Raw genomic sequence first — 16093 nt, 5'->3', positions numbered from 1 at the left:
CGGGTTTTCTGCGCTCACCGTTCGGCTATGGCGCCGTCAGCCAGCAGCTGGTCGATCTTCGACGGCGGATAGCCGAGGCCCGTCAGCACGTCCCTGGTGTCGGCGCCCGGACTCGACCCGCGCGGCGGGACCGGCGTGCTGCTCCTGGAGAAGCGCGGTGCCACACTCGGCTGGTAGAACTCGCTGTCAGGGATCGGGACGTACGACGTCCGGGCGGCGCTCTGCGGATGGAGCCGGGCCTCGTCGAGATCCAGCACCGGCGAGACACACGCGTCGACGCCCTCGAACGCCCGGACCCATTCGTCTCTCGTCCGGGACCTGAACGCACCCGTGAGAAAGGCCCGGAGCCCCGGCCACCGGGCACGATCCTTGTGCGCACCGGTCAGCTCGTCGTCCTCGCCGCCGCCGAGGACCGCGAGCGCGTTCCGGAAGAACCGCTCCTCGATGGCGCCGAAGGCGATCCACCGGCCGTCGGCGCAGGTGTAGACGTCGTAGTAGGGGCAGCCCCCGTCGAGCAGGTTCGAGCCCCGCTCGACGGACCAGCGTCCCTGGGCCCGCAGCCCGTGGACGAGGCCCATCAGGCCGGCGGTGGACTCCAGGACGTTGGCGTCCACGACCTGACCGCGCCCCGAGCTCCGCGCCTCCCACAGCGCGCAGACGATCCCGAACGCGAGCGACGCGGCCCCGCCGCCGAAGTCGCCGATCAGGTTGAGCGGCGGGACGGGTGGCTCGCCGGCCCGTCCGATGCTGTGCAGCGCGCCGGACATGCCGATGTAGTTGATGTCGTGGCCGGCGACCTGGGCCAGCGGCCCGCTCTGGCCCCAGGCCGAGAGCCGGCCGTAGACGAGGGCCGGGTTGCGCGCGTGGCAGACGTCGGGGCCGAAGCGGAGGCGCTCGGCCACCCCCGGGCGGTAGCTCTCGACCAGGACGTCGGCCGCCGCGACCAGGTCGAGCAGGACCGCGAGGCCGGCGTCGGTCTTGAGGTCGACCGCGATCGACTGGCGTCCCCGCTCGATCACCGGGTTGGGGGTGTAGTCGGCGCTGGGCCCACCGGGCCGGTCGACGCGGACGACGGTGGCGCCCATGTCGGCGAGCAGCATGACGGCGAACGGCCCGGGCCCGATGCCGGCCAGCTCGACCACCCGGACGCCGGCCAGGGGTCCGCTACTCATCGGTGCCCGCCTCGGCCAGCAACTGGCGGCGGAGCGCCGCCTTGGCCACCTTGTCCAATGTGGACCGGGGCAGCTCCGCCACGACGCGGATCTCGCGGGGGCGTTTGTACGGGGTGAGCAGCTCCTCGCAGCGATGGGCGGCGGCGGCGACCGACACCTCCTCGCCGGGGCGGGCGGTGACGAAGGCGACCGGAACCTCGCCGAGCATCTGGTCGGGCCGGCTCACCACCGCCGCCTCGCTCACGCCGGGGACGCCGAGCAGCACCCGCTCGACCTCGGGGGCGCCGATGTTCTCGCCGCCGACCTTGAGCACGTCGGAGTCCCGCTCGAGGAACCACATGGCGCCGTCCTCGGCCACCCGGACCCGGTCGCCGGTGTGGAACCAGCCGTCGGCGTCGAAGGCCGCCGCGGTCAGCTCTGGCGCGTCGAGGTAGCCGGCGAAGAGGGAGACGCCCGGCACACCGCGCACCAGCAGCTCGCCGGAGGCGGCGGTGGCGGCGGGTACCCGCGAGCCGTCCTCGGCCACCACGGCGACGTCGTACTCGGGCGCCACCCGGCCCATCGACCCGGCGGCGACGGGGTGGTGCGGGTCGCTGACCACGGGGTGCGTGACCGTCTCCGTCATGCCGAACCAGCCCATGACGGGGACACCGCCGGTGGCGGGGCCGGCGTCGACGACGGAGCTGTTGGCCCAGCCCCGGAAGCGGTGGCGCTCGGGCACCTCGTGCGTCCGCAGCGCCCGCAGGCAGAAGCTCACCACCGACGTCCAGGTCACCTCATGCTCGACCGCGACCGGCCAGAACCGGCTCGCGGAGAACCGGGGCTGCAGCACCACCGAACCGCCCGACCACAGCGACGACAGGAACGAGTACGACAGCGCGTTGGTGTGGAACAGCGGCAGGTGCACCAGGTTGACGTCGCCCGGTGACAGCAGCTGGTGGGCCGTGCCGACCTGGCCGCCCCACAGGCAGTTGGCCTGGGACCAGACCACGCCCTTGGGCCGGGCGGTGGTGCCCGACGTGTACTGCACGCTGGCCGGGTCGGACCAGCCCGTCCGCACCGCCGGCGCGGCCCGGTCGGCCGCCAGCAGCGCCGCGAAGCCGTCCGGGCCCGGGTCGCCGTCGACGATCACGCGGGGACCGGCGGCGGCGACGTCATCGGCCCGGTCGGCCGTGGTGAGGGCGAACGTGGAGCGGCTGTGGCCCAGTGCGTACGCCAGCTCGTCGCGGGTCGACTTCGGGTTGAGGCAGACCGCGACCGCGCCGAGGGAGGTGACGGCGCACCAGGTGATCAGGAAGGCGGGGGAGTTGGGCACCACGAGCGCGAGCCGCCCGCCCGGGCGCAGCCCAGCGGCGGCCAGGGCGCCGGCGACCCGGTCGACGTCGTGGGCGAACTGCCGGCGCGTCCACCGCTGTGCCTCGCCGTCGAACGGCGCCCAGGTGAGGAAGGCCCGGTCGGGCGTCCGCTCCGCCCACGTCTCGACCAGCCACCGCACGCCGCGGCCGAGGTAGCGCGGCGACACAAGACCGCTCACGCCGTCACCTCCGCTTCGCTCCGGCGCCGCCGCGACCCAAGCACTGCGCCCATGGTTCGCAGCCCTCCGCTCCGCTCCGGGCCGCGCGCCGTCACCTCCGCTTCGCTCCGGCGCCGCCGCGACCCAAGCACTGCGCCCATGGTTCGCGGCCCTCCGCTCCGCTCCGGACCGCGCGCCGTCACCTCCGCTTCGCTCCGGCGCCGCCGCGACCCAAGCACTGCGCTCATGGTTCGCAGCCCTCCGCTGCGCTCCGGGCCGCTCACGCTGCCGGCTCCAGGGCGATGTCGAGGTCGAGGATGAGTGACTGGAGCGCCTTGCCGTGCGGGTCGACCCGCAGGGTCATCGAGACCCCGCCGCCGAGGGCCTGCTGCAGCACGAAGTTCAGCCCGTGTACCCGGGGCAGCTCGTAGCGGGTGACCGGGCCTCGGGCGATCGGCCCGAACGCCGCCGCGACCCGCTCGGCGGTCAGCTCCCGGACCAGCGCCGGGTAGTGCGCGGGGTCGTAGACGAAGACGCAGATGTTGCTGACGTCGCCCTTGTCCCCCGACCGGCTCGCCGCGATCTCACGGAGCTTGACGGTGCTCACGACTCGCTCACCTCCACCTCGATCGGAACCAGCTCCCGCGGCACGTAGGCCGGCGTGACCCCGATCGCGGGCACGATCGAGGTCGTGTTGCCACCGCCGCCGGCGGGGCCGAAGTACAGCAGCTCGGTCTCGTGGGCGGCCGTCGCCGCCACCTCGCGCGACAGCGACCGGACCGCCAGCCGCAACCGCACCTCGCTCGGCCTGCCCCCGCGCAGCTGGTCGCCGTACAGCGAGTCGACGCCCTGGAGATCGATGCGAAGCTCGTCGATGTCGGAGGCGTACGGCTCCAGCCGCCGGCGCACGATCTCCTCGGCCCGGCGGGCCCGCTCCACACAGCCCGGCCCGCCGTAGGACATCTCGCCGACCGCGCGCCAGCCCTGGTCCACGCCGACGAGCACCTTGAGGGTGCCGGGCCGGGCCCGGCCCCGGGCGCCGGTGACCCGGACCCGGTTCCCGCCGAGGTCGTCCACGTCGACGGCACTGAAGTCGGCGGTGACGTCCGGGGTGAGGTAGGTGGCCGGGTCGTGGATCTCGTAGTAGAGCTGGGTCTTCATCGTCATGGCGTCGACCAGGCCGCCGGTGCCGGGCAGCTTGGTGATGGTCACCGCGCCGTCGGTGATCTCGCCGATCGGGAAGCCGAGGTTGTGCGGGTCGGGCACCACGCGGTAGGGCGGGTCCTCGTAGTTGCCGCCGGTCGAGTGGACGCCGCATTCGAGCAGGTGCCCGGCCAGGGTGGCCAGGCCGACGCGGTCCCAGTCGTCCAGCGCCCAGCCCAGCTCGTGGCAGATCGGCCCGACGAACAGCGACGGGTCGGCCAGCCGTCCGCCCAGGATGATCTGGGCGTCCTGGCGCAGGCAGTCGACGATGCCGTCGGCGCCGATGTAGGCGTTCGCCGACACGACCCGGTCGCCGAGCTCCTTGACGGTCACCCCGAGCTCGGGCAGCTCCACGTCGTGACCGGCCAGCACGTGGCGCACGTCGTCGCCGTGGATCGTGCCGATGCGCACGCCGCGCAGGCCGAGCCGGGCCAGACCGCGGGCGAACTCGTCCCGGGCGGCTTCGGGGTTGGCCGCCCCGAAGTTGCCGACGACCCGGCCGCCGGCGGCGAGGTAGCGGTGCAGCAGCGGCAGCAGCGCGCCGATCCGCCGGTCGTGCCCCGCGGCCGGGTCGGCCATCCGCCGGATCTGGGCCAGCGCGAGCGTGCGCTCCGCCAGGCAGTCGAAGCCCAGGTAGGTGACCCGCCCGCTGTCGGCCATGGCCGCGACCGCGTCGAGCCGGTCGTCCGCGTACGCCGACCCCGAGCCGATGCTCAGGACCGCCGCGGGTTGCCGATCGACCACTGCGAACCTCCTTCGTACGGTGAGAGAATTCAGGCCCGCACGACGCGGTCGACCGAGGTGATCCCGGCGATCGCGGGCACGATGTCGCGCCCGAGGTCGTCGAGGTAGGCGACGACGTCATCGCCGCTCATGGTCGGCCATTGCGCCCGGACCAGGATCGGGTCGACCGGGAAGACCCGCGCGAACCCGGCGATCTGGCGCACGCACTCGTCGGGCGTGCCGATGAAGGTCTCCTTGCGGGCGACCTCCCGGAACTCGCGGTCGAGCTCGCCGGCGTCGCGGGTGGACAGCTGCCGGTTGGCGTAGGCGAGCAGCCGCTCCTTGGCCATCGCCTCGAACCGCTCGTAGGCCGCCTCGGTGCTGGCGGCGGGGATGATCTCGCGCCGGAGCGGCTGGCGCACGAGCGGGCGGCCGAGCCGGATCCGCTCGTCCTCGTAGAGCGACATCAGCCGCACCAGCTCCGGGCCCCGGATCTCGGGCGTGACCGGCCAGCCGTCGCCGAGCCGGGCCGACCGCCGGACCCCCTGCTCGCCCATGGCGCCCAGCCACAGCGGCGGATGCGGGCTCTGGAACGGCTGGATGTGGGTGTGCCCGTCCCGCACGGACCAGTACCGGCCGGCGTAGGAGACCTCGTCCCGCGTCCACACCTGTTTCATGATGTGGATGCTCTCCTCGAGCATCCGGAACCGCTGGGTGTAGTCGATGCCGAGGGCTTCGAACTCGTCCCGCCGGTAGCCGGCACCGATGCCGACGACGAGCCGGCCGCGGGTGAGGATGTCGAGCGTGGCCAGGTCCTCGGCCAGCATCACCGGGTGGTAGAGCGGCGCCTGGACGATCGTCGTGGCCAGGGTGACGTGCTCGTCCAGCTCGGCGGCGAGGCGGGCGAGCGTCGGGATCGGCTGGAGCCAGCGCAGATCGCCGTAGAGGAAGTGCTGGCCCATCGTGATGTGCGAGAAGCCGTTGCGCTGCGCAGCCTCGACCTGGCGCAGCAGGGCGTCGAGGTGCTCCGTCGGCGGCAGGCTCTTCCGGACATCGCCAAGGATCACTCCGACTCGCACGCGACTCCCCGATCGATCGGCATAATCTATGCTCATCATAATGATGAGAGCAAGCGAAGGGAAGGTGGAGAACGTGGTCTTCCAGGCATTCATCGTGGGCGCTGTGCGCTCGGCCGTCGGCCGCCGCAACGGAGCGCTGGCCGGCCTCCATCCGGCCGACCTCGGCGCGGCCGTGCTGTCGGATCTGGTGACCCGTGCGGGCGCACCGCCGCCGGCGATCGACGACGTGATCTGGGGCTGCGTGGGCCAGGTTGGCCCGCAGGCGTCCAACATCGGGCGGGCCACCGCGCTGTCCGCCGGTCTGCCGGAGTCGGTGCCCGCCACGACCATCGACCGCCAGTGCGGATCGTCGCAGCAGGCGGTGCACTTCGCCGCCCAGGCCGTCATGTCCGGCACCCAGGACCTCGTGGTCGCCGGCGGGGTCGAGGTGATGAGCCAGGTCCCGATCGCCTCGCCGACCACGATGGGGGTCGAGAGCGGGATGGCCCACCCCAGGGCCGGTCGGCGCTGGGCGGAGCGCTTCGGCGACCAGGAGATCTCCCAGTTCCGTGGCGCCGAGCTGATCGCGCAGCGGTGGGACCTGTCCCGTACGGCGATGGAGGCGTACGCGCTGGAGAGCCACCGCCGCGCCCTGGCGTCGGCCGCGGCGGGCCAGTTCGACGCCGAGATCGTCGAGGTCGGCGGTCTCCGCCGGGACGAGGGTCCCCGGCCCGACTCGACGGCGGAGAAGCTGGCCGGGCTCGCCCCGCTGCGGGAGGGCGGCCGCATCACGGCGGCGCTGGCGAGCCAGATCTCCGACGGCGCCGCCGCCGTCCTGGTCGCCTCGGAGCGGGCGGTGCGGCGGTGGGGCCTGACCCCGCTCGCGCGGGTGCACACCATGACCGTGGTCGGCTCCGACCCGGTCGCGATGCTGACCGGGCCGATCCCCGCGACCGCCACCCTGCTGGAGCGGTCCGGGGTCGCCCTGGCCGAGATCGGCTCCTACGAGGTCAACGAGGCCTTCTCCAGCGTGCCGATGGCCTGGCTCGCCGAGACCGGGGCCGACCCGGACCGGCTCAACCCGCAGGGCGGCGCGATCGCGCTCGGCCACCCGCTCGGCGCGACCGGCGCCCGGCTGATGACGACCCTGGTGCATCGGATGCGCCGGGAGGGGCAACGGTTCGGGCTGCAGGCGATGTGCGAGGGGGGCGGCATGGCCAACGCCACGCTGCTCGAGCTCGCCTGACGGGGAGTGGTCGGAAATCCAGGCACGTCGACTGTTGTGACGGCGCCCACGCATCTGTAGATTACGACTAATCATTGAAATGGTGAGCATGGAATCTCACTGCACGGTCGACACCCCGCGGACCGGCACCGCTCACCCACTCGAGAAGGTGGAATCAATGACGTCCTATAGAGCGTCGCGGCGCCGGCCATCACTCCGTCTCGCCATCGCCATCGTCGCCGCCGCCGGCCTCCTGCTCGCCGGTTGCGGCGGCGGTGACGGCGGCGACTCGACCGTCGGCCAGAAGCCCGAGCAGGCAGAGGGACTGGCCGAGTCGACCATCAAGGCCGCCGCCCAGGCCGAGGGCAAGGTCGTGTGGTACACCTCCATCCCCGAGGCCGCCGTGAAGGAGGTGGCCGCCGGGTTCAAGGCCGCCTACAGCATCGACGTCGAGGTCGTCCGGCTGACATCGACGACCCTCATGCAGCGTTACGCCTCGGAGCGCGACGCCGGCGCGGTGAAGGGCGACGTCATCAACGTCGCCCAGACCGCCTTCTTCGAGGACGGCGTCACCAAGGGCTGGTGGTCGAAGCTGACCCAGCCGGAGGCGCCGATGCTCGCGAACTGGCCGAAGGAGCTCGTCCACAAGGAGCAGTACACGCTCATCAACACCCAGCCGATCGGCATCGCCTACAACTCCGACCAGGTCAAGGAGAGCGACGTCGACACCTGGCAGAAGATCGTCGACCCCAGGTTCAAGAACAAGGTGGTCCTGGTCAACCCGGCCAACACCCCGTTCTACCTGTCGTGGCTGAAGCTGATGGAGACCGAGTACGGCCCGGACGTGCTCACCCAGTTCGCCGCCCTGAAGGCGACCGTGACCGACAGCGCCGTCCCGGGTGCCCAGCAGCTGGCGGCAGGGGAGCGCCTGCTCATGGTGCCGAACGTGCTGTCCGGAGTGAAGGAGGTCGTCGACGCCGGTGCTCCGGTGGCCACGGTGACCCCCTCGCCGACGGTGGGCGTCGAGCAGTACGCCGCGGCCAGCGTCGACGGCCCCCACCCGAACGCCGCCAAGCTGCTCCTCGGCTACCTCCTCACCCGCACCGGGCAGGAGCAGCTCAACCGGGGCTACGCCGCCTCTCCGCTGTCCGGCATCCCGGGGAGCATCCCGATGCCCAAGGACTACCGGGCCACCGACACCGCCGCCGTGCAGGCCGACAAGGCGCGGCTGCTCGCTGCCGTGGGACTCGGCAAGTGATTCAGGCGCCTGAGATGCTGCACCGCCCTTCCGGCACCACGCAGGCCGGGGTCCGGGTCTCCGGCCTGCACATGGTCTTCCGGGACGCCAAGCACGCCGAGGTGCCGGCTCTCCAGGAGGTGGACCTGGAGGTCTCGGCCGGCGAGTTCTGCGTGCTGCTCGGCCCGAGCGGCTGCGGCAAGACGACCCTGCTCCGGTGCATCGCCGGCCTCGAGACGCCGACGGCGGGCACCATCCTGGTGGACGGCGAGACCGCCGTCCTCGACGGCCGCGTCCTGCTGGAGCCGCAGAACCGGCCCGTCGGGATGGTGTTCCAGAGCTACGCGCTGTGGCCGCACATGAGTGTCGCCCAGAACGTCGCCTACCCGCTGACGACGGGACCCCGGCGCTCCCGGCCGGCCAAGGCCGAGGTGCAGCGGCGGGTCGTCGAGGTGCTGGAGAAGACCCGGATCGCGCACCTGGCCGAGCGGCGGATCGGGCAGCTGTCGGGCGGTCAGCAGCAGCGGGTCGCGCTGGCCCGGGCGCTGGTCGCGGGCAACAAGGTCGTGCTGTTCGACGAGCCGCTGTCCAACATCGACGCGAAGATCCGGGAGAACCTCCGGGCCGAGCTCAAGGCCATGCAGGAGGAGTGGGGCTTCACCGCGATCTACGTGACGCACGACCAGGTGGAGGCCCTCGACCTGGCTGACAAGATCGTCGTGCTGGACCGCGGGCGGATCGTGCAGACCGGCACCCCGCAGGACGTCTACTTCCGGCCCACGTCCCGCCACGTCGCCGACTTCGTCGGCACGAGCAACCTCATCGCGGGCACGGTGCTGTCGCAGTCGGCCGGCCGGGTGGGCCTGCAGACCGCGCTCGGCCGGGTGGACGTGCCCGGCCCGCCCGGCATCGGCCCTGAGGCGCTGCTGGTGACCCGGGCCAACGACTGGTGGCTGGAGCCGCAGGGCACGTCGGCCCGCGACGGCTGGAAGGGCGTGGTGACGGCCCGCCGCCTGCTGGGCGCCTACACCGAGTACATCGTCGAGGTGGGCGAGCTGACGGTGCGGGTCTGGGACCGCTACCACGAGTGGGGCGTGCCCGGCGCCGGGGTCCTCACCGGCTTCGCCGCCGACGCCGCGTGGGTGGTGCCCGATGGCAGCTGACCTCGGCATGCGGCCGGTGCCGCCCGCGGCTGCGAAGCCCCCGCCGGCGACGCGCCCGCGTCGTCGCGGGGCTCTGTGGTACAGCGGCGTGGCCGCGACGATCGTCATCGTCTTCGTCATCGTCTACCCCCTCGGCCGGACCGTGCTCGGCGTGGCCGGCGTCGGCGGTGACTCCACCGCGGGCCGGATCGTGGAGGTCCTCACCGCCGGGAAGACCTGGCGGATGGCGGGCAACACGGTGCTCGCCGTCGCCGTCGGCGGGGTGCTGGCGCTGGCGATCGGGGCGGTCTTCGCCTGGATCAACGAGCGCACCGACGCGCGCATGGGCTTCGTGGCGCGGATGTTGCCGCTCATGCCGATGTTCGTGCCGTCCATCGCCGGCGCGATCGGCTGGGTCTTCCTGGCCTCGCCGAAGGCCGGGCTCCTCAACGGCTGGATCCGCGAGTTCCTGGACATGTTCGGGATCAAGGTGGCCGAGGGGCCGATCGACATCTACTCGTGGCCGGGGTTGATCTTCGCGTACGTGCTGTTCCTGACGCCGTACGCCTACCTGACGATCTCCAGCGGGCTGCAGTCGCTCGACCCGGCGCTGGAGGAGGCGTCACGGTCCTCGGGGGCGGGCGCGCTGACCACCTTCCGCCGGATCACGTTGCCGTCGCTGCGGCCGGCGATCGGGGCGAGCATCCTGGTGATCGCGACGATGGGCATGGCCATCTTCTCGATCCCGCTGGTCATCGGCACGCCCGCCGGCATCGACATCCTGCCGGTCGAGATCGTCAATCTCATGACGCACAACTACCCCCGGGACACCGGCGGCGCGCTCGGCCTGTCCGTCCTGGTCATCCTCGTCGTCGGCGCCTGCTGGCTCGTGCAGCGCCGCATGGTCGCGCTGCGGTCCCACGCGACCATCACCGGCCGGTCCAGCGCCAGCGCCGCCGTGACCCTCGGCCGCTGGAAGTGGGTGGCCCGGCTGACGATGGTCGGGTTCCTGCTGCTGACCTCGGTGCTGCCGCTGGGCGGGCTGGTCCTGGTGTCGCTGCAGCGGTTCTGGGGCGCCAAGATCCAATGGGACAAGCTCACGTTCGTCAACTACCGGTACCTGGTCGACAACGAGCTGGTCTGGAGCGGTCTGCGCAACAGCCTCGTGCTGGCCGTCGTCTGCGCCACCATCGCCGTCCTCCTCGCGGTGCTGATCACCCAGACGGTCACCCGCCGGGCCGGCCTCGTCGCCGGCGTGGTCGACGGCATCGTGAAGATCCCGTCGACGCTGACCCACGTCGTGCTGGCGGTGGCGTTCATCGTCGCCTTCGCGGGCCCGCCGTTCGGCCTGGCCGGGACCAGCCTGCTGCTGGGGCTGGCGTACGTGATCCTCTACATCCCGCAGGCGACCTTCTACGCCGCGGCGGCACACCAGCAGATCGGCCCGCAGCTGACCGAGGCGTCGGCCGTCGCCGGCGCGAGCGACGCGACCACGACCCGCCGGATTCTCCTGCCGCTGATGGCGCCCAGCCTGATCGCCGGCTGGTCGCTGCTGTTCGTCCTCATGACGGGCGACATCACGGCGTCGTCCATGCTCGCCGGCACCCACACGCCGGTCGTGGGATTCGTGATCCTCGACATGTGGACCGGTGGCAGCTTCCCCAAGCTGGCCGCCCTCGGCGTGCTGATGACCGTGGTCGCCAGTGCCGTCGTGCTGCTCGTCATGCGCCTGCGTGACAAGTTCTTCCTGGTGAGGTGAGGTCGTGACCCAGATCGACGTGTCCGTCGAGGACCGCCTGCTGCTGCAGGAGCTGATCGCGAGGTACTCCCTCGCCCGGGACGACCGCGACATCGACCTGCTGATCTCGCTGTTCGCGCCGGACGCCCAGTTCGAGCGGGCCGGCCGGGTCGTCGACGGGGCGGACGGCATCCGGGAGTTCTTCCTCGGCTCCATGCGCCGCTACGACCTGACCAACCACGTCAACCACGGACAGGTCCTCGACCCGGTCGAGGGCGCCTCACCCCGGGAGCTGGTCGCCGGCCGGGTCTCCGGGCACGCCGAGCTGGTGCTGTCCGGGGTCCTGCACGTCGCGGCCTACCGCTACCACGACCGCTACGTGAAGTCGGACGGGCGGTGGCTCATCCAGCGCCGGTCGCTCAACTTCATCTATGCGATGCCCGTCGACCAGCTCGCCTCCGGCTTCGCCGACCACCTGCGGGTGCGCTGGCACGGCGACCAGCCGCGCCCCGCCGACCTGCCCTGACCGACCCACGGGAACGGAGAAACCACCGATGCCATCGAACGTCATGATCGTGCTCAGCAACACCCGTCCGGAGGTCGAGGACGAGTTCAACGCCTGGTACTCCGACGTCCATGTGCACGAGGTCGTCGACGAGCTCGACGGCTTCGCCACCGCGCAGCGGTTCAAGCTCGCCGACGAGCAGGTCGAGGAGGGCGCGACCTGGAAGTACCTGGTGATCTACACGATCCCCGAGGGCAAGCTGGCCGACGCCCAGGCCGCCATCCGGGCCCAGCGGGCCGAACGGGCGGAGGCGCTGGCGGCCGGTCGCAAGCCCTGGATCTCCGCCCGCTCCGACCTGTTCGACGGCAAGCACCACAGCTGGTTCTTCACCGCGATCACGGACGAGATCGCGGGCAAGGCATGACCGCGCCGGCGTCGCCGTTCGTGGTGGCCGGTGGCGGTGCCGCCGGGCTGCTGGCGGCGCTCACCGCGGCAGCGGCCGGCGTCGACGTCCTGGTACTGGAGAAGGACCTGCGACGCGGCTGCAACGCCGAGTTCTCCGGTGGGCTGGTCCAGGGCGCCGGCACCCGGTTCCAGGAGGCGGCCGGCATCGACGACTCGCCGGCGACGCTGCTGGCCGACATCCTGCGGCAGAACCGCGGCCGGTGCGACCCCGCCATCGCCGGGCTGGTGGCGGACCGGTCCCGCGATGTCGTGCACACACTGGCCGACACCGTCGGCCTCGACCTGCACATCGACGCCGTCGAGTACTCCGGGCACTCGGTGCGGCGCCTGCACTGCACCCCGGCCGAGACCGGGAAGGAGCTGATCACCGGCCTGCGATCGTACGTGCGCGCCCTCGACCGCGTCTCCTTCGTCGACGCCGCCGAAGTGGTCGACGTGCAGGTCGCCGACGACGGTGCCCTCGACGTGGTCGTGCGGCGGGGCGGGACCGGCCACGACCAGTTGCGCGCCCGGCACGTCCTGCTCGCCACCGCCGGGTTCGGCGCCAACCGGGCCCTGCTGCGCCGCCACATCGGTGACGCCGCCGCCGACAGCCACTTCATCGGCTCCGAGAACAGCACCGGCGCGGGCCTGGAGATCGGGCTGCGGCTGGGCGCGGGCACGGCCTACCTGACCGCCTACGAGGGGCACAGCCACCTCAACCCGAAGTACGGCACCCGGCTCGGCGGCGCACTTCCGGCCCTGGGCAGCATCATCGTCGGTGCGGACGGGCGTCGCTTCGCCCGCGAGGACGTCCCCAACTCGGGGTTCGCCGCGGCGCTGGCCCGCCGGCCCGGCGGGCGGGGCATCGAGATCTTCGACGAGCCGATCCACCTCCAGGCGCTGGCCAACGGTGCCTACGCCGAGGCGTTCTCGGTCGGTGCGGTCACGATCTTCGCCACCCTCGAGGAGCTCGCGGACGCCTTCGGCCTGCCCGCCGCCGCGCTGGCGGAGGAGGTCGAGCGCTACAACGCCGCCGTGGACGGCCCCTGCTGGCTCGGGCGCGCCGACGTCCGGCCCCGGCTGCGTCCGCCGTACTACGCGTCGGCCGTCACCAGCGGGCTGGTGCACACCCAGGGCGGCCTGACGATCGACACCGCCGCCCGGGTCGTGCGCACCGGCGGCGAGCCGATCCCCGGCCTGCTGGCGGCCGGCGGGGCCGCGGCCGGCATCTCGGGCGACGGCCCCGACACCTACCTGTCGGGCAACGGCCTGGCCCACGCGTTCGCGACCGGGTTGGTCGCCGCGGAGACGGTCGTCGCCGCACTCGCGTGAAACCGTGAGATCCCCGGGCGGGCGGTCACCTCGCCCGCCCGGGGCGTCGACGGTCAGGCGGCCGATCCGCGGATGAACGCCGCCTGCTCGAGGAAGAGATAGAGGCTGTCGACCTCGGGGATGACGCCGAGGAAGTCCCAGGTGCCGAGGCCGGCGGGGTCGAACGGTGACACCAGGTGGGCCGCCTGCCGCAGCGCGGACTCGGGTTCCGTGCGCACGGCCGAGGCGGTCAGCCCGTCGTCGAACGCCTTCGCGAGGGGATCCCGTGCGCCGTCCGGCCCCAGCCCGAGCACCCGCAGGATGACCGTGTCGTCGGGCCCGGCGTCGGCCGGCGCGTCCTCCAGCCACCGGCTGCCGAACGCGGGGTCCTGCCGCAGCCGGAGCGCGGCCAGGATCCGCAGCTGCTCGGACGTCGCCGTCGTCACCGCCTGGATCCACGGGTTGAGGCTCGGCATCCGGGACGGCGAGCGGTCCAGCAGGCAGGCGAACTCCTTGACGCCGTCGCGGATCCTGCCGTCGATGGCTGGCACGTCGACCTCGACGGTGTCGGACGCGGCCAGCTGCCGCGCCAGCACCTGCCGCACGATGTCGACCGGCTCGGCCGCCAGCGCCGCGACGACCTCGGTCTCGGGCAGCCGTGTCATGGCGGCGGCGAGGCGCACCAGGGCGTCCGGGTCGCGCAGCGCCTTGCGGTGCGGCGGCAGCCGCCGAGCGGCGTCCTCGATGTCGGCCCGGGACGAGAGCGGCTGCGAGTAGCGGCGGGCGCGTTCCCCCACGACGGTCCGGGACAGCACGACGATCGCCGCGGCGGCGAGCGCGAGGACCGAGCCGGCGATCACCGCGGAGATCGGCGGCCTGAACCCCGTCATCAGCGACAGCAGCAGCGGCAGCGCGGCCAGGCCCAGCGCGCCGGCGGTCAGGAGCATCCGCGTGCGGGTGGCCCGCCACGACTCCGCCCGGTGGGCGAGGAACTGCCGGACCTCGCTCGCGGCCCGCTCGGTGCGCTCCCGGGCGATCCGGACCTCGATCTCGTGCCGCAGCGCCGACCAGTTCGGCGCGCCGGTGCCGCCCTGCAACGCGGCGCCGATCTCGTGCCGCAGCTCGGCCAGCTCGCTGCGCCGGCTCGACTGCAGCCGGTCCAGCTTCAGCGCCAGTTCCTGGATGCTCTGCCCCAGCTCCCGCGACTCGAGGTCGGCCAGGCTGTGCGCCGGCCGGAACCCGTCCGCGATCGTGTTGGCCAGGGTCCTGGCCCTGGCCTTGAACGCGTCGGGGTCGTCGGCGACGAGCACCTCCGACGCCGCCGCCCGCAGCACGTCGAGGACGTCCGGACTGGCGTACCCGGCGATGACGAGCACCTGCCGCACCCCGGCCGCGTCCTTGCGGCGGGCGCGCAGCAGCTCGATCGCCTGCTCCGCCTCGTCGTCGATGAACACCGCGTCGGTGACCCGGATGATCCAGGACGGGTGCGTGGCCGACGGCACGGCGAACGCCGGCCTCGGCTCGCCGTCGCGGAGCATGCCGACGTCGAGGCCGGCCGCGTACAACGCCTCGTCCATCAGCTTGGCGGCCTCGAGGTGACCGAGCGGCGGAGGAAGCCGCGGGACCTGCTCGACCAGTTCCGTGCCGATCTCGGCCCGGGTGTGGTTCGCGTGCTGGAAGCACGCCCAGCCCATCTGCAGCAACGCTCTGATGTTGCCGCCGCTGCGGTGGACGAGATCCTTGACCGCCGCCGCGGTGAACGGCTCCATCGAGTCGCTCTGATCGTCGCGGGCCTTGCGGAGGTAGACCCGCACGACCAGCTCGGCCTCCGGCGGCGTCAGCGGGTCGACCCTGACCGTGTCGGGAGCGAACCGCTGGCGCAGGTCCGGCTGCACCTCGGCCCAGGCGGTCGGCGTGGTGAGCAGCACCAGCATGCCGTTGCGCCGGGGGATGGCCTCGGCGAGCTCCTGGATGAACCCGGCGTTGCGGGTGACCAGATGGTTCTCCTCGAGCAGGTACTTCTCGCCCTGGTCGAGCACGAGCACGAACGGTTGCCCGGCACGGGTCACCATGGTGCACAGCAGCTGCAGCCCGTACTGGCACATGAGGTCGTCCGCGATCGGCTCCGTGACGCCGAGCGCGCGCATCTTCGCGTCGTCGACGGTCTGGCCGCACAGCCACGCGTACGCCGCGTCGGACAGCGCGGGACGGTCGAGGAACGCCAGCGCGCGCTGGAACTGCACCACGGCGCGGGCGCTGGTGACCTGTGCCATCTCGCTGGCCTGCGCCTGCAGCACCGCGCCGGACTCGACGACGTGGGTCTCGAACATCGTCCGCAGCGTCTCCGGGCGCTGCCGCACCGCGGAGCGGATCGCCGCCGCCGCCTGCTCGTCGTAGTCGTGCCACACCTCGTCGCCGGCGACGGCGCCGAGGTACCGCAGGCTGAGCTCGTGCAGCTGCCCGCGGTCGACCTGCGACATCAGCTTCCGGTACGCCTCGACGAAGTCGATGTCCTGCAGCTTGACGTACAGCTGCACCGGCGCGCCGGACCCCATGGCGGCGTTGCGGGCTCTCGCGTACATCGCCGCGTGGGTCTTGCCGCTGCCGTTCATGCCGTACACCCAGGCGAGCGCGCCCCTGGGCCGCTCGTCGAAGCTGCGCATGTAGTCGTCGCAGAGCGCCGTCAGCCGCCGGACGGCGGGGAGCGGGGCGGTCGGTGTCCGCCGGGCCCACTCCAGCAGCGCGGGGTCCCGCATCGGCTCGGTGCTGGCGGTGCTCTGCGCCGGGAAGGGATTGCGCGACGGGTAGCTCACCATGCC

At 72.7% G+C, this 16093-nt stretch carries 13 protein-coding genes; 7 read left to right on the top strand and 6 right to left on the bottom strand.

Annotated features, from left to right (window positions below; all coding sequences use genetic code 11):
* Window positions 1–14: 14 nt before the first annotated feature.
* The 5 genes from ACFY3L_RS38030 to ACFY3L_RS38010 form a co-directional block, all read right to left on the bottom strand.
* A complete protein-coding gene (locus tag ACFY3L_RS38030; RefSeq protein ID WP_389335748.1) occupies window positions 15–1172 on the bottom strand; it encodes a CaiB/BaiF CoA transferase family protein in 1158 nt (385 codons plus the stop codon).
* Window positions 1165–2706, bottom strand: a complete 1542-nt coding sequence (locus ACFY3L_RS38025) for an AMP-binding protein (protein ID WP_389335745.1) — start codon at window positions 2704–2706, stop codon at window positions 1165–1167. The genes ACFY3L_RS38030 and ACFY3L_RS38025 overlap by 8 nt, the downstream gene beginning before the upstream one ends.
* A 259-nt stretch (window positions 2707–2965) precedes the next feature.
* Window positions 2966–3292, bottom strand: coding sequence for a hypothetical protein (locus ACFY3L_RS38020; RefSeq protein ID WP_389335742.1), 327 nt, complete (start codon window positions 3290–3292; stop codon window positions 2966–2968).
* Window positions 3289–4632, bottom strand: a complete 1344-nt coding sequence (locus ACFY3L_RS38015) for an acyclic terpene utilization AtuA family protein (protein WP_389335739.1) — start codon at window positions 4630–4632, stop codon at window positions 3289–3291. The genes ACFY3L_RS38020 and ACFY3L_RS38015 overlap by 4 nt, the downstream gene beginning before the upstream one ends.
* 29 nt (window positions 4633–4661) lie before the next feature.
* On the bottom strand, window positions 4662–5690 hold the full coding sequence (locus tag ACFY3L_RS38010; protein WP_389335736.1) for an LLM class flavin-dependent oxidoreductase: 1029 nt from the start codon (window positions 5688–5690) through the stop codon (window positions 4662–4664).
* 43 nt (window positions 5691–5733) lie between these two features.
* Here ACFY3L_RS38010 and ACFY3L_RS38005 point away from each other — a divergent pair, with 43 nt between their 5' ends.
* From ACFY3L_RS38005 to ACFY3L_RS37975, 7 genes are all read left to right on the top strand, one after another.
* Window positions 5734–6915, top strand: a complete 1182-nt coding sequence (locus ACFY3L_RS38005; protein ID WP_389336014.1) for an acetyl-CoA C-acyltransferase — start codon at window positions 5734–5736, stop codon at window positions 6913–6915.
* 157 nt (window positions 6916–7072) lie between these two features.
* Window positions 7073–8152, top strand: coding sequence for an ABC transporter substrate-binding protein (locus ACFY3L_RS38000; RefSeq protein ID WP_389335733.1), 1080 nt, complete (start codon window positions 7073–7075; stop codon window positions 8150–8152).
* Window positions 8153–8166: 14 nt separating this feature from the next.
* The gene (locus tag ACFY3L_RS37995; protein WP_389335730.1) at window positions 8167–9294 is read left to right on the top strand and encodes an ABC transporter ATP-binding protein; all 1128 of its coding nucleotides are present in this window, start codon (window positions 8167–8169) and stop codon (window positions 9292–9294) included.
* A gap of 88 nt (window positions 9295–9382) precedes the next feature.
* Complete coding sequence (locus ACFY3L_RS37990) at window positions 9383–11032, top strand: ABC transporter permease (RefSeq protein WP_389335727.1); 1650 nt, start codon at window positions 9383–9385, stop codon at window positions 11030–11032.
* Between the two features lie 4 nt (window positions 11033–11036).
* The gene (locus ACFY3L_RS37985) at window positions 11037–11537 is read left to right on the top strand and encodes a nuclear transport factor 2 family protein (protein ID WP_389335724.1); all 501 of its coding nucleotides are present in this window, start codon (window positions 11037–11039) and stop codon (window positions 11535–11537) included.
* A gap of 28 nt (window positions 11538–11565) precedes the next feature.
* Complete coding sequence (locus tag ACFY3L_RS37980; protein WP_389335721.1) at window positions 11566–11940, top strand: hypothetical protein; 375 nt, start codon at window positions 11566–11568, stop codon at window positions 11938–11940.
* Window positions 11937–13295: an FAD-binding protein gene (locus ACFY3L_RS37975; RefSeq protein ID WP_389335718.1), complete on the top strand. Its 1359-nt coding sequence runs from the start codon at window positions 11937–11939 to the stop codon at window positions 13293–13295. Before ACFY3L_RS37980 ends, ACFY3L_RS37975 begins: the two co-directional genes overlap by 4 nt.
* Window positions 13296–13348: 53 nt before the next feature.
* Here the strand turns inward: ACFY3L_RS37975 and ACFY3L_RS37970 are convergent, their stop codons facing one another.
* Window positions 13349–16090: a hypothetical protein gene (locus tag ACFY3L_RS37970; RefSeq protein WP_389335715.1), complete on the bottom strand. Its 2742-nt coding sequence runs from the start codon at window positions 16088–16090 to the stop codon at window positions 13349–13351.
* Window positions 16091–16093: the final 3 nt, after the last annotated feature.

The organism is Dactylosporangium sp. NPDC000521, assembly GCF_042898305.1.
Lineage (GTDB): Bacteria > Actinomycetota > Actinomycetes > Mycobacteriales > Micromonosporaceae > Dactylosporangium.
Note: the sequence above shows the minus strand (reverse complement) of the source record. Positions and strands in the feature narration are given on the sequence as shown.

Bases quoted from the DNA above. Each gene is read 5' to 3' on its own strand.
- ACFY3L_RS38030 (WP_389335748.1), bottom strand. From the start codon at position 1,172: ATGAGTAGCGGACCCCTGGCCGGCGTCCGGGTGGTCGAGCTGGCCGGC.
- ACFY3L_RS38005 (WP_389336014.1), top strand. From the start codon at position 5,734: ATGAGAGCAAGCGAAGGGAAGGTGGAGAACGTGGTCTTCCAGGCATTC.
- ACFY3L_RS38000 (WP_389335733.1), top strand. From the start codon at position 7,073: ATGACGTCCTATAGAGCGTCGCGGCGCCGGCCATCACTCCGTCTCGCC.
- ACFY3L_RS37995 (WP_389335730.1), top strand. From the start codon at position 8,167: ATGCTGCACCGCCCTTCCGGCACCACGCAGGCCGGGGTCCGGGTCTCC.
- ACFY3L_RS37980 (WP_389335721.1), top strand. From the start codon at position 11,566: ATGCCATCGAACGTCATGATCGTGCTCAGCAACACCCGTCCGGAGGTC.
- ACFY3L_RS37975 (WP_389335718.1), top strand. From the start codon at position 11,937: ATGACCGCGCCGGCGTCGCCGTTCGTGGTGGCCGGTGGCGGTGCCGCC.
- ACFY3L_RS37970 (WP_389335715.1), bottom strand. From the start codon at position 16,090: ATGGTGAGCTACCCGTCGCGCAATCCCTTCCCGGCGCAGAGCACCGCC.